This window comes from Bradyrhizobium sp. B117 (genome assembly GCF_038969555.1).
In the GTDB taxonomy this organism is placed as follows: Bacteria; Pseudomonadota; Alphaproteobacteria; order Rhizobiales; family Xanthobacteraceae; genus Bradyrhizobium.
Map to the genome: position 1 here is coordinate 5306543 of NZ_CP152414.1, position 20257 is coordinate 5326799.

The 20257-nt window shown below is 64.2% G+C and carries 17 protein-coding genes; 9 read left to right on the plus strand and 8 right to left on the minus strand.

The genetic code is table 11. From position 1 onward, the window contains the following. Window positions 1–575 precede the first annotated feature (575 nt). Window positions 576–1502 (plus strand): septal ring lytic transglycosylase RlpA family protein, encoded by a 927-nt coding sequence (locus tag AAFG16_RS26025; protein WP_342729923.1) that lies wholly within the window; start codon window positions 576–578, stop codon window positions 1500–1502. Here AAFG16_RS26025 and AAFG16_RS26030 read toward each other — a convergent pair. After that, window positions 1496–2452 (minus strand): alpha/beta hydrolase, encoded by a 957-nt coding sequence (locus AAFG16_RS26030; RefSeq protein WP_342729925.1) that lies wholly within the window; start codon window positions 2450–2452, stop codon window positions 1496–1498. The two genes, AAFG16_RS26025 and AAFG16_RS26030, sit on opposite strands and share 7 nt — an antisense overlap. A gap of 153 nt (window positions 2453–2605) precedes the next feature. On the opposite strand from AAFG16_RS26030, the gene AAFG16_RS26035 reads away from it, so the two are divergent. The 6 genes from AAFG16_RS26035 to AAFG16_RS26060 all read left to right on the plus strand — a co-directional run bounded on the left by AAFG16_RS26035 (window position 2606) and on the right by AAFG16_RS26060 (window position 9313). Continuing rightward, window positions 2606–3868 (plus strand): D-alanyl-D-alanine carboxypeptidase family protein, encoded by a 1263-nt coding sequence (locus AAFG16_RS26035; protein WP_342729927.1) that lies wholly within the window; start codon window positions 2606–2608, stop codon window positions 3866–3868. A gap of 2 nt (window positions 3869–3870) precedes the next feature. Then, on the plus strand, window positions 3871–4557 hold the full coding sequence (gene tmk, locus AAFG16_RS26040) for a dTMP kinase (protein WP_283079242.1): 687 nt from the start codon (window positions 3871–3873) through the stop codon (window positions 4555–4557). Next, a complete protein-coding gene (locus AAFG16_RS26045) occupies window positions 4554–5600 on the plus strand; it encodes a DNA polymerase III subunit delta' (protein WP_342729929.1) in 1047 nt (348 codons plus the stop codon). The genes tmk and AAFG16_RS26045 overlap by 4 nt, the downstream gene beginning before the upstream one ends. Before the next feature lie 109 nt (window positions 5601–5709). Continuing rightward, entirely contained in the window at window positions 5710–7713 is a 2004-nt protein-coding gene (gene metG, locus AAFG16_RS26050) for a methionine--tRNA ligase (protein ID WP_342729931.1), read from the plus strand. A gap of 12 nt (window positions 7714–7725) precedes the next feature. Further along, the gene (locus AAFG16_RS26055; protein WP_342729933.1) at window positions 7726–8502 is read left to right on the plus strand and encodes a TatD family hydrolase; all 777 of its coding nucleotides are present in this window, start codon (window positions 7726–7728) and stop codon (window positions 8500–8502) included. Window positions 8503–8515: 13 nt separating this feature from the next. Further along, a complete protein-coding gene (locus tag AAFG16_RS26060) occupies window positions 8516–9313 on the plus strand; it encodes an MBL fold metallo-hydrolase (protein WP_283079246.1) in 798 nt (265 codons plus the stop codon). Window positions 9314–9472: 159 nt separating this feature from the next. Here AAFG16_RS26060 and AAFG16_RS26065 read toward each other — a convergent pair whose 3' ends face one another. Continuing rightward, window positions 9473–10378: an AraC family transcriptional regulator gene (locus AAFG16_RS26065; RefSeq protein ID WP_342729935.1), complete on the minus strand. Its 906-nt coding sequence runs from the start codon at window positions 10376–10378 to the stop codon at window positions 9473–9475. Window positions 10379–10866: 488 nt separating this feature from the next. On the opposite strand from AAFG16_RS26065, the gene AAFG16_RS26070 reads away from it, so the two are divergent. Then, window positions 10867–11385 carry a hypothetical protein gene (locus tag AAFG16_RS26070; RefSeq protein ID WP_342729937.1) on the plus strand — a complete coding sequence of 173 codons (519 nt, stop codon included), beginning with the start codon at window positions 10867–10869 and terminating at the stop codon, window positions 11383–11385. Window positions 11386–11461: 76 nt separating this feature from the next. On the opposite strand, the gene AAFG16_RS26075 is transcribed toward AAFG16_RS26070, so the two are convergent. The 6 genes from AAFG16_RS26075 to AAFG16_RS26100 all read right to left on the minus strand — a co-directional run bounded on the left by AAFG16_RS26075 (window position 11462) and on the right by AAFG16_RS26100 (window position 19039). After that, window positions 11462–13111, minus strand: a complete 1650-nt coding sequence (locus AAFG16_RS26075; protein WP_342729939.1) for an acyl-CoA synthetase — start codon at window positions 13109–13111, stop codon at window positions 11462–11464. A gap of 21 nt (window positions 13112–13132) precedes the next feature. After that, window positions 13133–15022, minus strand: coding sequence for a TRAP transporter large permease subunit (locus tag AAFG16_RS26080; RefSeq protein ID WP_342729941.1), 1890 nt, complete (start codon window positions 15020–15022; stop codon window positions 13133–13135). A gap of 16 nt (window positions 15023–15038) precedes the next feature. Then, window positions 15039–16058, minus strand: a complete 1020-nt coding sequence (locus AAFG16_RS26085) for a TRAP transporter substrate-binding protein (RefSeq protein ID WP_342729943.1) — start codon at window positions 16056–16058, stop codon at window positions 15039–15041. Window positions 16059–16566: 508 nt separating this feature from the next. Then, entirely contained in the window at window positions 16567–17106 is a 540-nt protein-coding gene (locus AAFG16_RS26090) for a DUF4863 family protein (protein ID WP_283079252.1), read from the minus strand. Next, window positions 17085–17834, minus strand: a complete 750-nt coding sequence (locus AAFG16_RS26095) for a nitroreductase (RefSeq protein WP_283079253.1) — start codon at window positions 17832–17834, stop codon at window positions 17085–17087. The genes AAFG16_RS26090 and AAFG16_RS26095 overlap by 22 nt, the downstream gene beginning before the upstream one ends. Continuing rightward, on the minus strand, window positions 17831–19039 hold the full coding sequence (locus AAFG16_RS26100; protein ID WP_342729946.1) for an ABC transporter substrate-binding protein: 1209 nt from the start codon (window positions 19037–19039) through the stop codon (window positions 17831–17833). Before AAFG16_RS26100 ends, AAFG16_RS26095 begins: the two co-directional genes overlap by 4 nt. 198 nt (window positions 19040–19237) lie before the next feature. Here AAFG16_RS26100 and AAFG16_RS26105 point away from each other — a divergent pair, with 198 nt between their 5' ends. Further along, entirely contained in the window at window positions 19238–20215 is a 978-nt protein-coding gene (locus AAFG16_RS26105) for a LysR family transcriptional regulator (protein WP_342729948.1), read from the plus strand. Window positions 20216–20257 lie beyond the last annotated feature (42 nt).

Genomic DNA, 20257 nt, shown 5'->3' on the forward strand with positions numbered 1-20257 from the left:
CCGATACGAAGTCATGGTTGCGCATGGGACACCTGCCACTCTCGTTTTTGATGCTCGGTCGGATTGATTAAAAATGTCCGAACGTGCTGCCTTGAAAGAGGTGATGCTTGCCAACCGTACGAGTGCCTCAGGCCCTCGTGCGGTAACCTTCAAACGCATGGGCCAGGAAGATCCCCGCGCTTACCAGACCCATCAGTGCCGAAACCGTCTCGATCATCGTTAAATTCCAATTCGCCCCTGCCAGCCGAGAAGACGCGTGCGGCCTTGCACAGTCAAAAGAATTCCAGGGCGGCGGGCGACAATGGGGGTGGAGTGAGGTTTTGGCGCAACAGAGTGTCCGGCCGTGGCACAGCGCAGGGCGCCAGCGGTCCGTAGATCAACGGGGAGAAGCGAACGCCCCGTTTACCATTCCGCTGTGATCGCCGTGGGCTCCCCATTTCCGCCGTGTTCGGGTTGCGTTATCCTTACTGCTTCCGAGCGGTGGTGGGCCGCTTCGGATTTGAACGACCGGACAGCGCTCCCCCGTAGCCAAAGCGGGTTGGGGTACGCCTCCGGCGAAGTGGTATTTGGGGCACATGGGGATCCGACGGTCAGATTCGGTTTTGCGGGCCGCGCGCGGTGTTGCGGCAGTCGCAACCTGCCTTGCGCTCGCCAATTGCGCCTCGTCCAACAAGTTCGCCAGCCGCGTCGATCCGAAATATGGCGTGTCCTCGAGCCCGCGCGTCGTGGCCTGGGGCGACCCGGTCCCGAAGGGCGGCGGCACCTACCGCGTCGGCAAGCCCTATGTCGTGGCGGGCAGGACCTACGTGCCGGAGGAGGACGTCAACTACCGCGCCGAGGGCATGGCGTCCTGGTACGGCGATGACTTCCATGGCCGCCTGACCGCCAACGGCGAAGTGTTCGACATGGGCTCGCTGACGGCGGCGCATCCGACCCTGCCGATGCCGTCCTATGCGCGTGTGACCAACGTCTCGAACGGCAAATCGCTGATCGTCCGCGTCAATGACCGCGGCCCCTATCACGGCAACCGGCTCATCGACGTCTCGAACAAGGCTGCCGAACTGCTTGAATTCAAAGGCAATGGCGTCGCCAAGGTGCGTGTCGAATATGTCGGCCGGGCGCCGCTCGAAGGCTCCGACGACCGCCAGCTGATGGCGACCTTGCGCACCGGCATTCCGGCGCCGTCGCCCTCGATGGTGCGGGTCGCGTCGGCAAGGCCGTTCGTGCCGGAATTGCCGTCATCGAGCCGCGGCGCGATTCGCGGCGAGGTTCCGATGCCGGAGGGGCGGCCCTACAATCTCGGCAACACCTCCGCCGACATGGCCTCGCTCAACGCGACCTCGGAGATGTCGGCCTCGAGTCGCAGCCGGGGCCGGGCGCTCCAGAACGCGCGCGCGGTGTCCTATGACGCGAACGGCCGCTACGCGACCGAGAGCGCTGCCGATACCTCGGACGGCGCCGCCGAGGCCCGCAGCATCCTGAGCGGCCGCGGCCTCTACTGAGCCGCGCTCTCCCTCAAGAACTTCACCAGCGCGGCGTTGACCTCGTCGGGGCGCTCCTGCTGCACCCAGTGGCCGGCGCCGTCGATGATCAGCTTGCGGGTCAGATTTGGCAGCACGCGCTCGAGTTCATTGACGCGTTTGGCGCCGATCAGGCCGGTGATGACGGCGTCCTTCGAGCCGGCAATGAAGAGCGAGGGTTGGCGGATCTGCGCATCCTGCCAGGGCGCCGTCAGCTCCCAATTGCGGTCGAGGTTGCGATACCAGTTCAGCCCGCCGCGGAAGCCCGACTCGCGGAAGCTCTCGGTGAAGGCGGCGAGATCGGCCTCGCTGAGCCAGTCCGGCAGCGGCTCCTCGCCGGTGGCGTGGCCGAGAAAGCCCTTGCCCTCCTGCACGAACATGGCGGCGCTGGGATCGGCAAGGCCACGGCCGCCGAGCACGATACGCATGGTGCGGGCGACGTCGCGCTCGAGCTCGGCCTCGGCGACGCCGGGGGGCTGGAAATACTGCCAGTAGAAATTGGTGACGCCGGCCTGGCGCAAGAGATCGAGCGGCCTGTCGCGGCCACGGAACGGCGGCGGCACGCTCAGGCCCGCCACCGCCGTGAAGATGTCGGGCCGAAACAGCGCCGCATGCCAGGCGACCGGCGCCCCCCAGTCGTGGCCAACCACCATCGCCCTGGTCTCGCCCAGCGCCTGCACGAGGCCGACGATGTCACCGACGGTGTCGAAGATCGAATAGGCGCCGATATCGGCCGGCGCGGCGCTCTTGCCGTAGCCGCGCATATCGGGGGCGACGACGTGAAACCCGGCGGCTGCCAGCGCCGGGATCTGGTGGCGCCAGGAATGGGAGAGCTCCGGCCAGCCATGGCACAGCACCACCAGCGGACCCTGGCCGGCTTCGCGGATGAAGAGGTCGATCCCGTTGGCCTTGATCACGCGGGTGGAGGACATCGCTTTTCCGCCTTGTTTCAGGGGTTTGGTCGCCGAACATGAGGTGCCACGATAGGGGCGTGGCGCGAATCGTGCAAACTCGGGTGCCGGCACCCAGCCGCGTGTTGTTCGCGCCGGTTCCAACTGTTAGAACGCCGCTCTCAGGGCTTGGCCATGGCATTTCGTCTCATTCCGCTCCGTCGCAGCCGGTGCACCGCCGGAGCGCTGGTGCGTGGGCTGATCGCGACAGTTTTGGCGGCGAGCGTGGGCTGGGGCGGGATACTCCACGCCGCCAACCAGAGTGTTCAGGGCGCCAAGAAGACGGAAGAGGCCGGCTTCGACGGCGATGCGCCGACCGCGATCCTGATCGAAGCCTCCAGCGGCAGTGTGCTGTTCGAGAAGAATGCCGACGAGCTGCGCGCACCCTCCAGCATGATGAAGCTGATGACGGCGGAGGTCGTCTTCAACGCGATCAAGAAGGGCGACATGAAGCTGACCGACGAATACCGGATCAGCGAGAATGCCTGGCGCAGGGGCGGGGCGCCCTCCGGCGGCTCGACCATGTTCGCTGCGATCAACAGCAAGGTCTCGGTCGACGATCTTCTGCATGGCGCGATCATCCAGAGCGGCAACGACGCCTGCATCGCGCTCGCCGAAGGCATCGCCGCCAACGAGAAGATCTTTGCCGCCGACTTCATGACCAAGCGCGCCCGCGAGCTCGGCATGACCAGATCGACCTTCGGCAACTCCAACGGTCTGCCCGACCCCGGCAACAAGATGACCGTGCGCGAGCTCGGTATCCTCGCCCGGCACATCATTCTGGACTTCCCCGAATTCTACAAACTGTTCGGCGAGAAGGAGTTCACCTGGAACAAGATCCGCCAGCCCAACCGCAATCCGCTGCTCAATTCGATGGAAGGCGCTGACGGCCTCAAGACCGGCTACACCAAGGAAGGCGGCTACGGCATGGTCGGCTCTGCCGTGCAGAACGGCACGCGGCTGATCGTCGTCGTCAACGGGCTGGAAGACCCCGAGGATCGCGCCACCGAAGCCAAGAAGATGCTGGAATGGGGCTTTCGCAATTTCGAAACGCGGACCCTGATCGCGGCCGACCAGCCGGTCGGCTACGCAAAGGTGTTCGGCGGCGAGAGCCGCTCGGTGAAGCTGGTCGCCAAGACGCCCGTCAAGGTGATGGTGCACAAGAACGGCAGCGACAAGCTGATCGCGCGCATCGTCTATAGCGGCCCGGTGCGCGCGCCCGTGCAGGAAGGCCAGCAGGTCGGCGTGGTCAGGGTCTGGCGCAGCGGCAACATCGCGGTGGAGACGCCGGTCTATGCGGCGGAAGCGATCGGCACCGGCTCGACCATGCGCCGCGCGATCGACGGTGCCAGCGAGCTGGTGATCGGCATGTTCCGCGCAGGCGCCGAGAAGCTCTGATCATGAGTGAGAGCGCGGTCAAGCGGCCGTCTGGACGGGGACGCTTCATCACCTTTGAAGGCGGCGAGGGGACAGGCAAGTCGACCCAGATCAAGAAGCTCGCCGACCGCCTCAAGGCGGCGAGGATGCGGATCCTCGTCACGCGCGAGCCGGGCGGCTCGCCGGGCGCCGAGATCATGCGCCATCTGGTGCTGTCGGGGATGGGCAAGCTGCTCGGCCCCGAGGCCGAGACGCTGCTGTTTGCGGCGGCGCGTGACGACCATGTCCGCACCGTGATCGAGCCCGCGCTCAACCAGGGGGCCTGGGTGCTGTGCGATCGCTTCGCCGACTCGACGCGCGCCTATCAGGGCAGCCTCGGCCGCGTGCCGACCGCGCTGATCAACGCGATGGAGCGGGTCACGATCGGCGACCTCAAGCCGGACCTCACCATCATCCTCGATTTGCCGGTCGAGATCGGCCTCGAGCGCGCAGCCGCGCGCCGCGGCAGCGGCACGCCCGACAGGTTCGAGGGCGAGAAGCTCGCTTTCCATCAAGGCCTGCGCGAGGCCTATCGCAAGATCGCCGCGGACGAGCCCGGACGCTGCGTGCTGATCGACGCCAATTCCGACCCCGACACGGTCGCTGGAAGAGTCTGGACCGCGGTCCGCGAGCGCCTCCTTCCCACGCCCGCCTCGGTGATTTCAGCATGAGCCCGCGCCAGGCCGAGCGGGAGACGGCTATTCCACATCCGCGCGAGACATTTAGGCTGTTCGGCCATCGCGAGGCTGAGACCGCGCTGCTGACGGCCTATCGCAGCGGTCGCATCCCGCATGCCTGGCTGATCGGCGGGTCGCAAGGCATCGGCAAGGCGACGCTGGCTTATCGCATGGCGCGCTTCGTGCTGGCGCACGGCCAGCCGCTGGCGCCATCCGTGCAGCACGCCGAGGATCTCGCGATCGATCCCGACGATCCCGTGGCGCGTCAGGTCGCCGCGAGCTCCCATGGCGGCCTGCTGACACTGGAGCGCACCGCCAACGATCGCGGCGTGATGCGCACCGTCATCACCGTCGACGAGACGCGCGAGACCATCGGCTTCTTCGGCTCCACCGCGGCGGCCGAAGGCTGGCGCGTCTGCATCGTCGACACCGTCGACGAGCTCAATCCGAACGCGGCCAACGCGCTTCTGAAAATCCTGGAGGAGCCGCCGCAGCAATCGCTGTTCCTGCTGGTGAGCCACGCGCCGGCACGCGTGCTTGCCACCATCCAGTCGCGATGCCGCAAGCTGCGTCTGCGGCCGCTGGCAACGGATGACGTGATCGGCGCGGCGGCTGTCGCGGCTGACCTCGATGCGAACGATCGAGCGCTGCGCGAGGCGGCGGAGGCTTCGGAGGGCAGTGTTGCGCGCGCGCTGACGCTGCTCGGTGGCGACGCGCTCAAGCTCCAGCAGCGCACGGCGGCGCTGCTTGCGCGTCTGCCGCAGGTCGATCCGCGCGAATTGCACACGCTCGGCGATTCCCTCGGCACCAGCGACCGCGTCGCGCTCGCGGCCTTCGTCGACGGCATCGATCGCTGGATCGCGGAACGCCTGCGTGCGGATGAGGCCAATGCGAACCAGAACCTGCCGCGCCTTGCGCGCCTAGCTGAGGTATGGGAAAAGATCGTCCGCGCCGCGCGCGACACCGAAACCTACAATCTGGAGCGCAAGCCCTTGGTTTTCTCGGTGTTCGGCTGGCTGGCGGACGCAACGCGCTAGAGCATGATGCGGCAAAGTGTGCAGCGGTTTTCCGAAAGGATCATGCTCAAGACAATAATCGAACGCAGGTTCGTTTCCAGATTTTGAGAAGCCGGTAAAGGAATTCGTCGTGGCAACGCGAGCTAAGAAAACTGCCGAGGGCAAAAGCAGCAAGAAGGCTGCGAAGAAAGCCACGAAAAAGGCTGCGAAAGCGCTTGCGCGCAAAGGTGCCAAGAAGGTCAAGAAGACCAAGAAGGCTGCCGCCAAAAAGGGTGTGAAGAAGACGGCGAAGAAGGCCGGAAAGAAAGCTGCGAAGCAGCAGGTCGTCGCCAAGAAGGCAGTGACGAAGGCGGCTAAAAAGCCAGCCAAAAAAGCAGCCAAGTCTCCGGTGACGAACAAGGCTCCGGCGAAGAAGGTGGCCAAGAAGGCGGCGGTGACTGCGCCTGTCGCGATGGCCGCACCGGCTCCCGTCGCCACGCCGCCGAAGGCTGTGAAGCCCAAGGCGTCGAAGCCCAAGGTATCGAAGCCGAAGGCACCGCCCGCGCCAAAGCCCATTGCAGCTCCGCAAGCCGCGTCCGCAGTCGCCCCCGCGCGCGACAACGTCTTCTACATCACGACCGCGATCGCCTATCCCAATGGCCAACCGCATATCGGCCACGCCTATGAAGCGATCGCCACTGACGTGCTGGCGCGCTTTGCGCGGCTCGACGGCAAGGACGTATTCTTCCTGACCGGCACCGACGAGCACGGTCTGAAGATGGTCCAGACCGCTCAGAACGAAGGCCTGACACCAGCAGCGCTCGCGACCCGCAACGCCGGCCGCTTCAGGGAGATGGACGAGCGGCTGAACGTGTCGTTCGACCGCTTCATCCGCACCACCGAAGAACAGCACCATCGCTCGACCCAGGAGATCTGGCGGCGCATGGAAGCGAACGGCGACATCTACGCCGACACCTATGCCGGCTGGTACTCCGTGCGTGACGAGGCCTATTACGCCGAGGACGAGACGCGCCTGAACGACGACGGCGTGCGGCTCGGGCCGCAGGGCAGCCCGGTCGAATGGGTCGAGGAGAAGAGCTATTTCTTCCGCCTGTCCGCCTATCAGGACAAGCTGCTGAAGCTCTACACGGACAATCCCGATTTCATCGGCCCGGATGCGCGCCGCAACGAGGTGATGAGCTTCGTCAGGAGCGGCCTGCGCGACCTCTCGATCTCGCGCACGACGTTCGACTGGGGCGTCAAGGTGCCCGGCGACGAAGAGCACGTGATGTATGTCTGGGTCGATGCGCTGACCAACTACATCACCGGCGTCGGCTTCCCCGATGAGAGCGACAAGAACTGGCGCTACTGGCCGGCGGACGTCCACATCATCGGCAAGGACATCATCCGCTTCCATGCGGTCTACTGGCCTGCATTCCTGATGTCGGCCGGCATTCCCGTGCAGAAGCGGGTCTATGCCCACGGCTTCCTGTTCAACAGGGGCGAGAAGATGTCGAAGTCGGTGGGCAATGTGGTCGACCCCTTCAACCTCGCCGACCAATATGGCGTCGACCAGATGCGCTATTTCTTCCTGCGCGAGGTGCCGTTCGGACAGGACGGCAACTACAACCATGAGGCCATCGTCGCGCGCATCAATGCCGATCTCGCTAACGATCTCGGCAATCTCGCGCAGCGCTCGCTGTCGATGATTGCAAAACAGCTCGGCGGCGTGCTGCCGGAGCCCGGCGAGTTCAGCGACAACGACAAGGCGATCCTGGCGATGGCCGACGGCATGGTCGCCGCGTCACGTGAGGCGATGGCGACGCAGCAGATCCATCAATGGCTCAATGCCGTGTGGGCGGTGGTTGCGGAAGCCAACCGCTATTTCGCGGGCGAGGCGCCGTGGGCGCTCGCCAAGACCGATCCTGCGCGGCAGAAAACGGTGCTGTACGTTACCGCCGAAGTCGTGCGCCAGATCGCGATCCTGGCCCAGCCAGCGATGCCGACCGCGTCCAGCTTGTTGCTCGACAGCCTCGGCATCCCCGCTGGTGAGCGCGATTTTACGATGCTCGGCGGCGACAAGCGCATCGCGCCCGGCTCGACGCTGCCCGCGCCGACGCCGGCGTTCCCGCGCTACATCGAGCCGGCGGCGTAAGGCGTTCCGACGATGCTGGTCGACAGCCATTGCCATCTGGATTTTCCGGACTTTGCGGAAGATCTCGACGGGATCGTGTCGCGAGCCCGTGCGGCCGGCGTCACGCGGATGGTCACGATCTCGACGCGGGTGAAGAAGCTCGACCAGCTTCTCGCCATCGCCGAGCGGTTCGACGACGTCTACTGCTCGGTCGGCACCCATCCGCACAACGCGGATGAGGAGGACGGCATCACGCCCGACGAGCTGATCGCGCTGACGCAGCATCCACGGGTCGTCGCGCTCGGTGAAGCCGGGCTCGACTATTTCTACGACAATGGCTCGCCGGAGGCACAGGCGAGGGGCTTTCGTGCCCACATCGCCGCCGCGCGCGCGACCGGCCTGCCGCTGGTCATCCATACCCGCGAAGCGGATGAGGATTGCGCGCGCATCCTGGAGGAGGAGGCGGCCAAGGGATCGTTTCGGGCCGTGCTGCATTGTTACACCGGCGGGCGTGATCTGGCGCTGAAGGCGGTGTCGCTCGGGCTGTATATCGGCTTCACGGGCATCCTGACCTTCAAGAAGTCGGAGGCCCTGCGCGCGCTCGCGGCCGAACTGCCGTCCGACCGTATTCTGGTTGAAACAGACTCGCCCTATCTTGCGCCCGGCAAGTTCCGGGGCAAACGCAACGAACCGGCTTATGTGGTCGAGGTCGCCAAGGTACTCGCCGAGACGCGCGGCGTGTCGCTCGAAGAGATCTCGCGCCAGACCACCGACAATTTCTTCCGCCTGTTCTCCAAGGTGAAAGCGTAAGATTGGGAGCCGCATGACGCTGACGCTGACGATCCTGGGTTGCGGCTCCTCCGCCGGCGTGCCGCGCCCGGCGCTCGGCTGGGGCGCCTGCGATCGCAACAACCCCAAGAACCGCCGCCGCCGTTGCTCGCTGCTGGTTGAGCATGCCGGCGAGCACGGCACCACGCGGATCGTCATCGACACCTCGCCTGACCTGCGCGAACAGCTCATCGACGCCAATGTCGATCACATCGATGCGGTCTTCCTGACCCACGAGCATGCCGACCAGACCCACGGCATGGACGATCTGCGCTCGGTCGTGTTGCATATGCGCAAGCGCATTCCGACCTATTTCAATCAGTCGACCGCGAAAGACATCATGGCGCGGTTCTCCTATTGCTTCATCTCGCCGGAGGGCAGCGACTATCCGCCGATCCTGACGCGGCATTCCATCGAGGCCGGCGAGAGCCAGACCATCTTGGGGAAGGGCGGTGCGGTGAAGATGACGGCCTTCCTGGTGCAGCATGGCCAAATCCCGGCGCTCGGCTATCGCATCGGCAACGCGGCCTATACACCTGACCTCAACGACATCCCGCGCGAGAGCTGGGGGGCGCTGGAGAACCTCGATCTCTGGATCGTCGACGGCTTGCGCTACACCCCCCATTCCAGTCATTTCAGCATCAATGATGCGCTGTCCTGGATCGAACGCTTCAAGCCGAAGCGCGCCGTCATCACCAACATGACCGCCGATGTCGATTACGAGGTCATCAGGCAATCGCTGCCCGCGGGCGTGGTGCCGGCCTATGACGGCATGCGGCTGGAGACGCATTGATGGGGCGTGGTCACCAAGCGTAGCGCAGCACGGCCTTGCCGTATAGCGCGCATCAGGTTCTTTCGAATCGCGTCGAAGTGAGGAGACACGGCGTCAATTCACGTTTGGATGTGGGCTGAACCGGCCCGTGTCATCTCGCGATAGTCGGCCCCGTAAGGATCAGCCTTTGCGAACCAATCGCCAGCGTCCTGGCGTGGCGCCCATTGCCGCTGAGAATGCTCTGGTAAAGTGGCTCTGATCCGCGAAGCCACATTTGATCGCAATCTCGGTGAGTGACAACGTCGAGTCCGCCAGCAGAACCTTGCTTTGCTCGATACGCTGATTCATCAACCATCGGTGCGGTGGTGTTCCCGTGCTGACCCTGAACGCGCGGGCAAAGTGGGCGGCTGACACGCCGCACTCGCTGGCGATTCGCGCCAACGCGATCTCGCCATCGAGATTCGCGCGGATGAGTGCCTTCGCCGTCCGAAGTTGCCATGGCGCCAATCCGCTGCGGCAGGAGCGATTGCGAGGGTGGCTGACGGCATATCTCTTGAGGAAATGAATATTGAGCGCCATCGCGACGTGGCCCACGAACAGCTCGTTGGCCTCATGCGGTCTTTCCAGCATCGGCAGAAGGCAACCGCCCAGATGAGCCAGTATTGGATCGAGGAAGCTCGCACCCGCGACAACGTCATATTCGACGCGGCCAACGTCAAGCTCGTTCGCCAGCTCATTCAGCGCGTTGTGCGGCAGATACAGGTAAAGGAAGTCAAAGGGATCCTGGAAGTGAACGATCGTTTCACATCGCAAATCGTAGATGCTCGTCTCGTCCTTCAATGCGCCCTTGGGCGCGTAGCGACCATCCACCCACGTCTCGGCTCTTTGATGTTGCAGTCGAAGGCAAAGCGCAAAGGCCTCGTCGGGAGGGGACGGCAGGGTCGGATCGCCGACCGGTCCGGAATATGCCATCCGCACCGCGGCGAACGTTCCCTTCTGTAGCGACTTGACGAGGCCCGAGTTCGGCTTGCGGATCATTGGAAATAGCTTCGCAAGCCGAACGCCGTAGAGACCGTCATCGGTCATCATCTGCTCCCAATGCACGGTCGGAGGCGATTGGTCCAATCTGCATTCAGTCCTGTTGCCGCGTCTCCTCGCAGGCTGGTTTTGATCAATCGTGGCTCAAGACGTTCAAGCGCCAAGGGGCGGCCGTCCTTAAAGTTAGGTTCGCATCGGGTTGCCACCGGAGCAGTTAAATGCATTTGATAACGATCTATCTATAGTTGCAAGTTTGCATGATTGCAAATGAGCAGAGCTACCCGAAAGAGCCACACGAGAAAGATAATTCATCATCGATCGATCAATTTAATCGAGGCTCTCTCAAGCTGTCGTCATGGCCTGCTCCCAATGCGAGGCCGGAGACGACTGGTCCAATCTGCATTCGACCCTGTTGCTGCGTCTCCTTGCAGGCTGGTTTTGATCAATCGTGGCTCAGGACGTTCAAGCGCCACCGGTCGGGTGCTCCTAGAGTTCGGCAGCACGTCCCTTTCACGCCGGCCGCCTTTGGAGCATTGATGTATTTCACAACGATCAAACCGCACGTCATGTCGGCGTCGGCGCAGACCAATCTGTCTTCCCTGGAAGATCTCGTCCGCGCTGCCCGCTCTCGGTTCGCCGCGCTTGCGGACAAACTTACTAAATTGCAAGCCAGTCCGTTATCGAAGATTCCGAGCGAGTGGAGTTCACGTGACAACAATCCGGGCGGCGGTGCACACGGTCTGGCGGGCGTGACCGAGGATCTGATCGATATCGTCACCGTCATGGATCGGATGGCCGGCGAGCTCTTGCTGGAATCTAGGCAGTTATGGGAATCCGTCGGATTTGTCTCCGGTAACGTCCACAAGATCAGCTTTGGACGATGGCGATTGCTGGGTAGCCGGAAGCGGAACGATCTGTTCGCCGTCGCGGTCGACGAAAGGCTCAGGCGGACGCCGCGCTTGGTGATCTCGCTGCTGGAGGTGGCAACTATATTGGATGGAGCGGTTGCAGACCTACAACCAGTCACGACCGGAAAGGGGGTTGGCAACCCGTAGCAACGCCTCCACGGATCACCGGGACGCCATACCGCGCAAGAACACCTCAATACGTAGACAGGTCCATGGAGTCAGCTCAGGTCGAGATCGCCTTCGCCGATCCCACCTCGTTGCGCAGCAGGAATTTCTGGATCTTGCCTGTGGAGGTTTTCGGGATCGGTCCGAACACGACGGTCTTCGGCGTCTTGAAGCCGCTCATATGCGTGCGGCAGAACGCGATGATGTCGGCCTCGGTTGCGCTCGCGCCGTCCTTCAGCTCGATGAAGGCGCACGGCACTTCGCCCCATTTCGGATCGGGCTTGGCGACCACGGCGGCGAACAGCACGGCCGGATGCTTGTAGAGGACGTCCTCGACCTCGACGGAGGAAACATTCTCGCCGCCGGAGATGATGATGTCCTTGGAACGATCTTTGATCGTGACGTAGCCGTGCTCGTCGAGCACGCCGAGATCGCCGGTGTGAAACCAGCCGCCCTCGAACGCTTCCTTCGTCGCCTTCTCGTTCTTCAGGTAGCCCTTCATCACGATGTTGCCGCGGAACATGACCTCGCCGATGGTCTCGCCGTCGCGCGGGACCTCCTGCATCGTCTGCGGATTGATGACGGTGACGGCTTCCTCGAGCGGGTAGGGCACGCCCTGGCGCCGCTTCATGCGGGCCCGCTCGGCGGCAGAAAGGTCGTCCCAGCCGGGCTGCTCGGCGCAGACGGAGGCGGGGCCGTAGACCTCGGTCAGGCCGTAGACGTGCGTCAGCTTGATCCCGATGTTTTCCGCGCCTTCGAGCACAGCGACCGGCGGCGCAGCACCGGCGATCAGGCCGACGACGCGGCGCGCGGCATTGCCTTTGGGCGCGTCGGGCGCGTTGATCAGCGTGTTGTAGACGATCGGCGCGCCGCACATGTGGGTGACGCCGTGCTGCTTGATCAGCTCGAAGATTTTTGTCGGCTCGACCTTGCGCAGGCAGACATTGATGCCGGCGGCCGCCGCGATGGTCCAGGGGAAGCACCAGCCGTTGCAGTGGAACATCGGCAGTGTCCAGAGATAGACCGGATGCTGGCCGAGATTGCCGGCCAGGATATTGCTGACGGCGTTGAGGTACGCGCCGCGATGATGGGTGACGACCCCCTTGGGATTGCCCGTCGTGCCCGAGGTGTAGCTCAGCGCGATCGCATTCCATTCGTCGCCCGGAGAGATCATCGTGAAGTTCGGATCGCCTTGCGCGACGGCAGCCTCGTATTCGATCTCGCCGATGCGCTTGCCGCCCTTGAAGGCGGCATCGTCGACGTCGATTACGAACGGCTTCGGTCCGCTCATTTGCGCCAGCGCATCGGTGATCACGCCGGAAAATTCGGGATCGACCAGGATGATCCTGGCGCCGCCATGATCGAGCTGAAATGCGATCGAGGGCGCATCGAGGCGGATGTTGAGCGCGTTGAGCACGGCGCCAGTCATCGGCACCGCGAAATGCGCCTCGTTCATCGCCGGGATGTTCGGTAGCATCGCCGCGACGGTGTCGCCGACGCCGATGCCCTTGCCGGCGAGATATGAGGCAAAGCGCTTGCAGCGCTCAAAGGTCTGCGCCCAGGTGAAGCTGCGGCCTTCATAGACCGTGCTGACGTGGTCGGGATAGACGGCGGCGCTGCGCGCAAGGAAGCTGAGCGGGCTCAGCGGCACGTAATTGGCGGGTGTCTTGTCGAGTCCGATATCGTACTGGTTCTGCCGTCCACTCATCGACACCCTCCTCAAACCGCCTCAAAGGAATCCGATCGAGATCCAGGGGAAGATCGCGACGATGATCAATCCCACCAGCAGCGCCAGCAGATAGCCCCAGATCGGCCTGATGCCTTCGGCCGGATCGACGCGTCCGATGGCGCAGGCGGCATAATAGCCGACGCCGAAGGGCGGGGCGAATAGCCCGATGCCCATGGCGAGGATGATCACCATGGCATAGTGCACCTCGTGCACGCCGACGGCGCGGGCGATCGGAAACAAGAGCGGCCCGAACAACACGATCGCCGGAATGCCCTCTAGCACGCTGCCGAGAATGGTGAAGGCGAGGATCGAGACGGCGATGAAGGTCGCAGCCCCCCCTGGCAAGCCGGTCATTGCGGATGCCAGCGAGCGCGAGAAGCCGGATTGGGTCAGGCCCCAGGCCATGCCGGTGGCCGTGCCGATGATCAGCAGGATCGCGCCCGACAGCGCTGCGGTCTCGATCAGCATCGGAAACAGCCGCCGCCAGTCGAAGCGGCGGTAGACGAGCAGGCCGACCAGGGCGCCATAGACGATGCCGATGGTGGAGACCTCGGTCGCCGTCGCAATGCCCTCGACCACGGCGTAGCGGATCACGAAGGGCAGCGCGAGCGCGGGCAGGGCGACGATGAAGCTCCTGCCGATCTCGCTGCCCGTGGCGCGGCGGACATGGCTCATGTCTTCGTGGCGGTAGCGCCACCACACCAGCATGCAGAGCGTGACCGCGAGCACGACGCCGGGCAAGAGGCCGCCGGTGAAGAGGGCGGCGATCGAGACGCCGGTGACCGAGCCGATGGTGATCAGTACGAGGCTCGGCGGGATGGTCTCGGTCTGCGCGCCGGTCGCCGCCAGCAGCGCGACCAGATCGCCGGGCTTGGCACCACGCTGCTTCATCTCCGGGAACAGCACCGGCGCGACGGCCGCCATGTCGGCGGCCTTGGCGCCTGATATGCCGGAGACCAGGTACATGGCGCCGACCAGCACATAATGCAGGCCGCCGCGGACATGGCCGAGCAGGCTCGCCAGGAACGCCACCATGGCCCGCGCCATGCCGGTCATCTCGATCAGCAACCCCAGGAACACGAACAGCGGTACCGAGAGCAGGATGAGGTGGCTCATGCCCTCATCCATCCGTCCAACCAGCACCATCACGGGCGTGCGCGTGGTCAGCGCCAGATAGCCGAAGATGGCGAGGCCAAACCCGAACGCAATGGGAACGCCGGCGAACACGCAGAAGCCGGCAACGCCGACGAAGAAGATGACGAGGTTGAGATTGCCGAGCGGCCGCAAGTATGGCTGTGCCAGCCAGAACAGGCCGACGACGACAGCGACGGACAGCGCGGCCATCAGCACCATCCGGTAATCGGCCGCGCGCGCGAGCCGCAGCAGCGCGAACGCCGCCATCAGGCCGATGCCGGCTGGCAGCGCCGCGGCGCGCCAGATGTTCGAGATCTGGAGCGCCGGCGTGGTGATGAAGCTTTCTTCGTAGGCATATTCCCAGGACGGCCAGACGATCAGCACCAGGAACGCCAGCGCGGCGCAGACAGCGACCAGATCGAGCCACGCCCGCATCGCCTGGCCCGCGCTGGCGACGACGGCAGTCATCCGCATGTGCTCGGAACGGCGGAACGCCGCCGCCGCGCCCAGCATCGCGAGCCACAGGAACAGGATCGAGGCGAGCTCGTCCGACCAGATCAGCGGCCGGTGCAGGCCGTAGCGCGCGACCACGCCCGCGAACAGGATCGCGATCTCGGCGACGACCAGGATCGCCGCCGGGATTTCAACGAGGAGGCCGAGCAAGCGCTCGAGCGATGCCAGCAGCGAAGGTCGGCGAGGGGACTGAACAGCCGCCTCGCCCGCCACTTCGTTCGCTTCGACCTCGACACGAGCCATGACGGCTCCCAACGCGTTACGACAGCTTGCCGACGGCCTTTTCCAGGAGGTCCCAGGCCTGGTCGCCATACTTGCCCTTCCACTCGGCATAGAAGCCGGCGGAGCGCAGCTTGTCGCGGAACGGCGCCACGGCGGGCTGGTTGAAGGTCAGGCCCTTGCCCGCGAGTTCCTGCTGGAGATTGGCATTGAGCTTGGCGGTGTCCTCGCGCTCCTTCACCGCGGCGGCATTGATGTGCTTGGCGACGATGGTGCGCACGTCTTCCGGCAGCGCGCTCCAGGCTCTGCGGTTGGCCAGGAACCAGAAGCCGTCCCACATGTGGTTGGTCAGCGAGCAGTACTTCTGCACCTCGTACAGCTTGGCGGTCGAGATGATCGCCAGCGGGTTCTCCTGGCCCTCGACGATCTTGGTCTGGAGCGCGGAATAGACCTCGCTGAAATTGATCGAGGCGGGCGCGGCGTCGAACGCCTTGAACATCGAGGTCCACAGCGGCGACACCGGGACGCGGATCTTGAAGCCCTTGAGGTCGTCAGGACCGTTGATCGGCTTGCTCGAGGACGTGGTCTGGCGGAAGCCGTTGTCCCAGATCTTGTCCATGACCTCGAGGCCGGCCTTCTTGATCTCGCCGCGGACATGGGCGCCGAGATCGCCGTCCATGGCCTTCCAGACCGTGTCGTAGTCCGGGAACGCGAAGCCGATGCCGTTGATCGAAGCGGCTGGCACCAGGGTCGACAGGATCAGGCCCGACAGCGTGAAGAACTCGACGCCGCCGGAGCGGATCTGGCTCAGCATGTCGGTATCGGACCCGAGCTGGTTGTTCGGGAAGATCTGGAGGTCGAACTTGCCGTTGGTCGCGCTCTTGATCGCCGCCGCCATCTCGCGGGCGCGGACGTTCAGCGGATGGGTGTCCGGCAGGTTGTTGGCGTATTTGTAGGTGAACTCGGCGCTCTGGGCGCGGGCCACATGGGGCGCACTGAGGCCGCCCAGGACCGCGGTCGCGGCGGAGGCCTTGAGAAGCGTGCGTCGGGAAAAACTCATGGGTCTGCTTCCTCGGAAGGTTTGTTGTTGTTCTGAGATGCAAACCTATACGGACGTCAGGTCAGAAGGTCATCTGCGATCTCGCGAGGTCTCGCTTATTGCAGCCGGGCACCATCACGGCAATATCGGCTTTCGGCACAGGCGCCGGATTCAAAATCTGAAAAACAACCCCATGCACAGTAGCCGTCAAGCGCTGAGGCGATGGTCCGAGCCGGAAGTCCGAAAACGCGTCGAAGCGAAGACGTCATGGCAGGAATTCCGCCTAAATATTTGATCTAATTGCGTATAAATATATTCCATAATATACCTTATGCGAATTATGGATATGGCTGTTCGGACCTGTGCCGCTCGGCCGTTGGTCGCCCGAAATCCCTCCTCGATGGTCATGTCTGGCGGTCTTGCAGCTTGTCGCCGTCGCGACGGATCGCCGCCGCGTGGACTCGGCTGGGCCTTCTTCACATCGGGTGACGCTTGCGGGCGGCGTCACCCGGGATCGTCCGGCCGTCCGTCAGGACGGCGCTGCGAAGTCATACGAGATGCGTCCGGCGGGTAGATAGAACAGCGCGATGACGGCGCCGCCGCGGACCTCGGGATAGTGCCGGCTGCCGGGGTCGGGCGCCGTCCAGCCGGGCCCCTGCCAGCCCTGCAGCCCCTTCAGCTGGGCGCCCTTGTTCAGCGGCACGACCAGGTTCAGCTCGCCATAGGGGTGACCATGATACTGCCCGCGCAGCACGTCGTGCTCGTCCTCGTCCTTGAAGCGGCGCGGATCGGTGCTGTTCATGTAGACGGCCGTGATGCTGAACTGGAACGTCTCTGGCACCGGCTCCAGAATGCGGCTGCGCCGGTAGTTCGGACCATCGACCTCCTGGTTCGCCGCCCAGCCTTCGGCGACCCCGAGCTTAATGAGGCGGGCCAGGTCCTGATAGAGCTGGCTGCCCTCACCGTATTTGTCATTGAGCCACTGCTCCATCTCCGCGCCGGGCGTCATGTCCTTGACCTCGCGCAGAAACGGAATGCTGCACGCAATCAGTTCGTCTCGGCTTCCCATGGCCTTGTCCTTTCCATTTGGGTTGCACTTTGTTCTTCGAAGCCCGCGAAAGAAGCGAACTCCGCAAGGTCCGCGCGCGGCATCAGCCTGCCCAGGGGCTCGTTCCTGGCGCGGCCGATCGAGATGCCGCACACCACCATCTGCTCTGCCGGGATCGACAGCAGCGGACGCAGGATCCGGTGATATTTCGAGAACGTCTCCTGCGGACAGGACTGAAGCCCCTGGCCTGCCGCGGCCAGCAATACGTTCTGGACGAACATGCCGAGGTCGAGCCAGCTCCCGACCTCCAGGCGCCGGTCGATGGTGACGATCAGCCCGACGGGCGCGCCGAAGAACGCATAGTTCTTTGCGGTTTGGGCGGCCCTCGCCTCGATATCGGTCTGGGCGATGCCGAGCGAGCCGTAGAACAATCGGCCGAACTGCTGTCGTCGCTGCCGGTAGGGTTCGGGCAGGTCGCTGGCGTAATAGCTGTACTCGGACACGTGCGCGTCGCGCGCGGTTTCGTGCGCCTTGCGAAGTGCGGCCGACACGTTGTCCTTGGCGGCGCCCGCCAGCACATGGACGTGCCAGGGCTGGATATTGGCGCCGCTTGGCGCAAACCGCGCCACGCGGAGAATCTGCTCGATGGTCCCTCGCCCGACCGGCTCGCCCGAGAAGTCGCGGCAAGCGAAGCGGCCTGCGATGATCTCGTCGATACGGTTCGGCGCAGCCGCGCCCGCGCCGGTCATGGCTGCTTCAGGAGCGGACATCCACCCTGCTCCATCGGCCGGAATGCTTCGTCACCCGGGATCGTCGCCAGCAGGTCGTAATAGTCGAACTTGTATTTGGACTGCTCGGGCGACTTGACGCGAAACAGATACATGTCGCGGACCAGCCGGCCGTCCTCGCGGATCCGGCCATTCTTCGTCATGAAATCGTTCACGGGCAGCTCGCGCATCTTGGCGGCGACGGCCGGCCCATCCAGCGTGCCGGCCGCCTGAACTGCCCTGAGGTAGTGCATCACCGCGCCGTATGTGCCGGCGTGGATCATGGTCGGGACTTTCTGGGTCTTTGCGATGAAGCGCTTCGACCACGCCCGCGTGTCCTCGTTCAGATCCCAATAGAACGCCGAGCTCAGCATCAGGCCCTGGGCGCTCGGGAGTCCAAGACTGTGAATGTCGGCAATGAACACCAGCAGCCCGACAAGCTTCTGACGCTGCGTGATGCCAAATTCGCCGGCCTGCTTGACGGCGTTGATGAAGTCGCCGCCGGAATCGGCCAGCGCGATCACGTCGGCCTTCGAGGACTGCGCCTGGAGCAGAAAGGAGGAGAAGTCCGGCGTGTTGATCGGATGTTTCGCGGCGCCGAGCACCTTGCCGCCCATGGCGTGGATGACCTTGCGGCTGTCGGCCTCGAGCTGTGCGCCGAGGGAATAGTCGACCGAAATGAAGTACCAGGACTTTGCGCCGAGACGCGACATCGCCCGCGTCGTTCCCTGTGACAGCGCATAGGTGTCGTAGGTCCAGTGAATGCCGGTCGGCGAGCATTCGTCGCCGGTGAGGCGGGATGTGGCAGCGCCGGTGGCGAGGAACAGCTTCTTCTTGTCGCGCGTGATGCCCTGCACCGCCAGCGCGACCGCGGAGTTCGGCACGTCGAGAATGACCTCGACGTTTTCGTTTTCGAGCCAGCGCCGGGCGATGGTCGCGCCAACATCGGCCTTGTTCTGATGGTCGCCCGCGACGATCTGGATGCTGCGCCCCAGCACCTGACCACCGAAATCGTCGACGGCCATTTGCGCGGCGACGACCGAGCCCTGGCCGCCATTGTCGGCGTAGAGCGAGGACATGTCGGTGAGGACGCCGAGCTTGACCGGACCATCCTGCGCAACGGCTGGCGCCGCAAACAGCGCCAGTGCTATTCTGAAAGCTCCGATCGACATTCCGCAGGATTGCATTGCCCGTCTCCTCCAAATCCGGCGCGGGGATCATGACGGGATCGAGCAATTGCGGAAGTGAAACTCTTGCAGAGTGATCCTGAACGACCTTCAGATTGGTGAGGCGCTCGGTTGCGTCGGCTGCATGTATGGCCTTAACTGGACGCGATCGCAGGTGCGTAACGGGCGCGCGATCCGCCTTGAGACGGTGTGCTGCTCGTGGCTGTTTCCTTCAAGACCCTGGACCTGAACCTGCTCAAGGTCTTCGACGCCGTCATGGAGGAGCGCAGCGTGCTGCGGGCAAGCCAGAGGGTTGCCCTCAGTCAATCCGCCGTGAGCCATTCGCTCGCCCGGCTGCGCGAGATGCTGGAAGACGATCTGTTCGTGCGCACGGCGACCGGCATGCAGCCGACGGCGCGCGCATTGACAATGGCTCCACAGGTTCGCGAAGCCCTGCGGTCTCTCGAGGCGGCGGTCGAGCGGCCGCGCTTCGTTCCGGCGGCCTCCACCCGGCAGTTCACCCTCGCCGCCAACGACTTCACCACGATGGTGCTGGCCTCACCGCTCCTGAAGATACTGAAGGCCGAGGCGCCGGCGATCGACCTCATCATCAAGCCGGTGACGCGGATCGACCTCGCCGAGCAGATCGACCTTGGCCGCATCGACGTTGCGATCGGCGTCTTCTCGGATCCGCCGAACCGCTTCCGCACCTCGCTGTTGTTCGAATATGACGACGTGCTGATCGTCGGCGGAAAGCGCAAGCTCGGCCGGATCGACAACGCGGCCCTGGCACGCATGCCATTGGTCGTCGTCTCGTTCGGCGGCGAGCAGGAGGGAGCAATCGGAGGCTTCATCTCCGAGCGCGGCCTTGCCAGGCGATCGGAAATGTATGACCGCCCGGCGCTGGAACGCGCCCTGTCGGAAAGCGACCGGCCGCCGCGCATAGCCGTATCGCTGCCGCATTTCCTCGCCGTGCCCGCCCTGCTCGCGGACTCCGAGTTCGCAGCCATCGTTCCGCGTCCATTGGCGCGGGCCTTCCAGCGCGCGCATGCGATCACGACATACGAGCTGCCTTACGCCACAACTTCTGTCGAGGTCCGGCTGTTGTGGCATGAACGTATCGCGGGTGAGCCATCGCATGACTGGCTTCACGAGACCTTGAGGCGCGCGACCGAAGACCTCAGGCGTGGACGCTAGCTGAACACGCTCTTGGCCTGGTTCCATTTTTCATGAATGCGA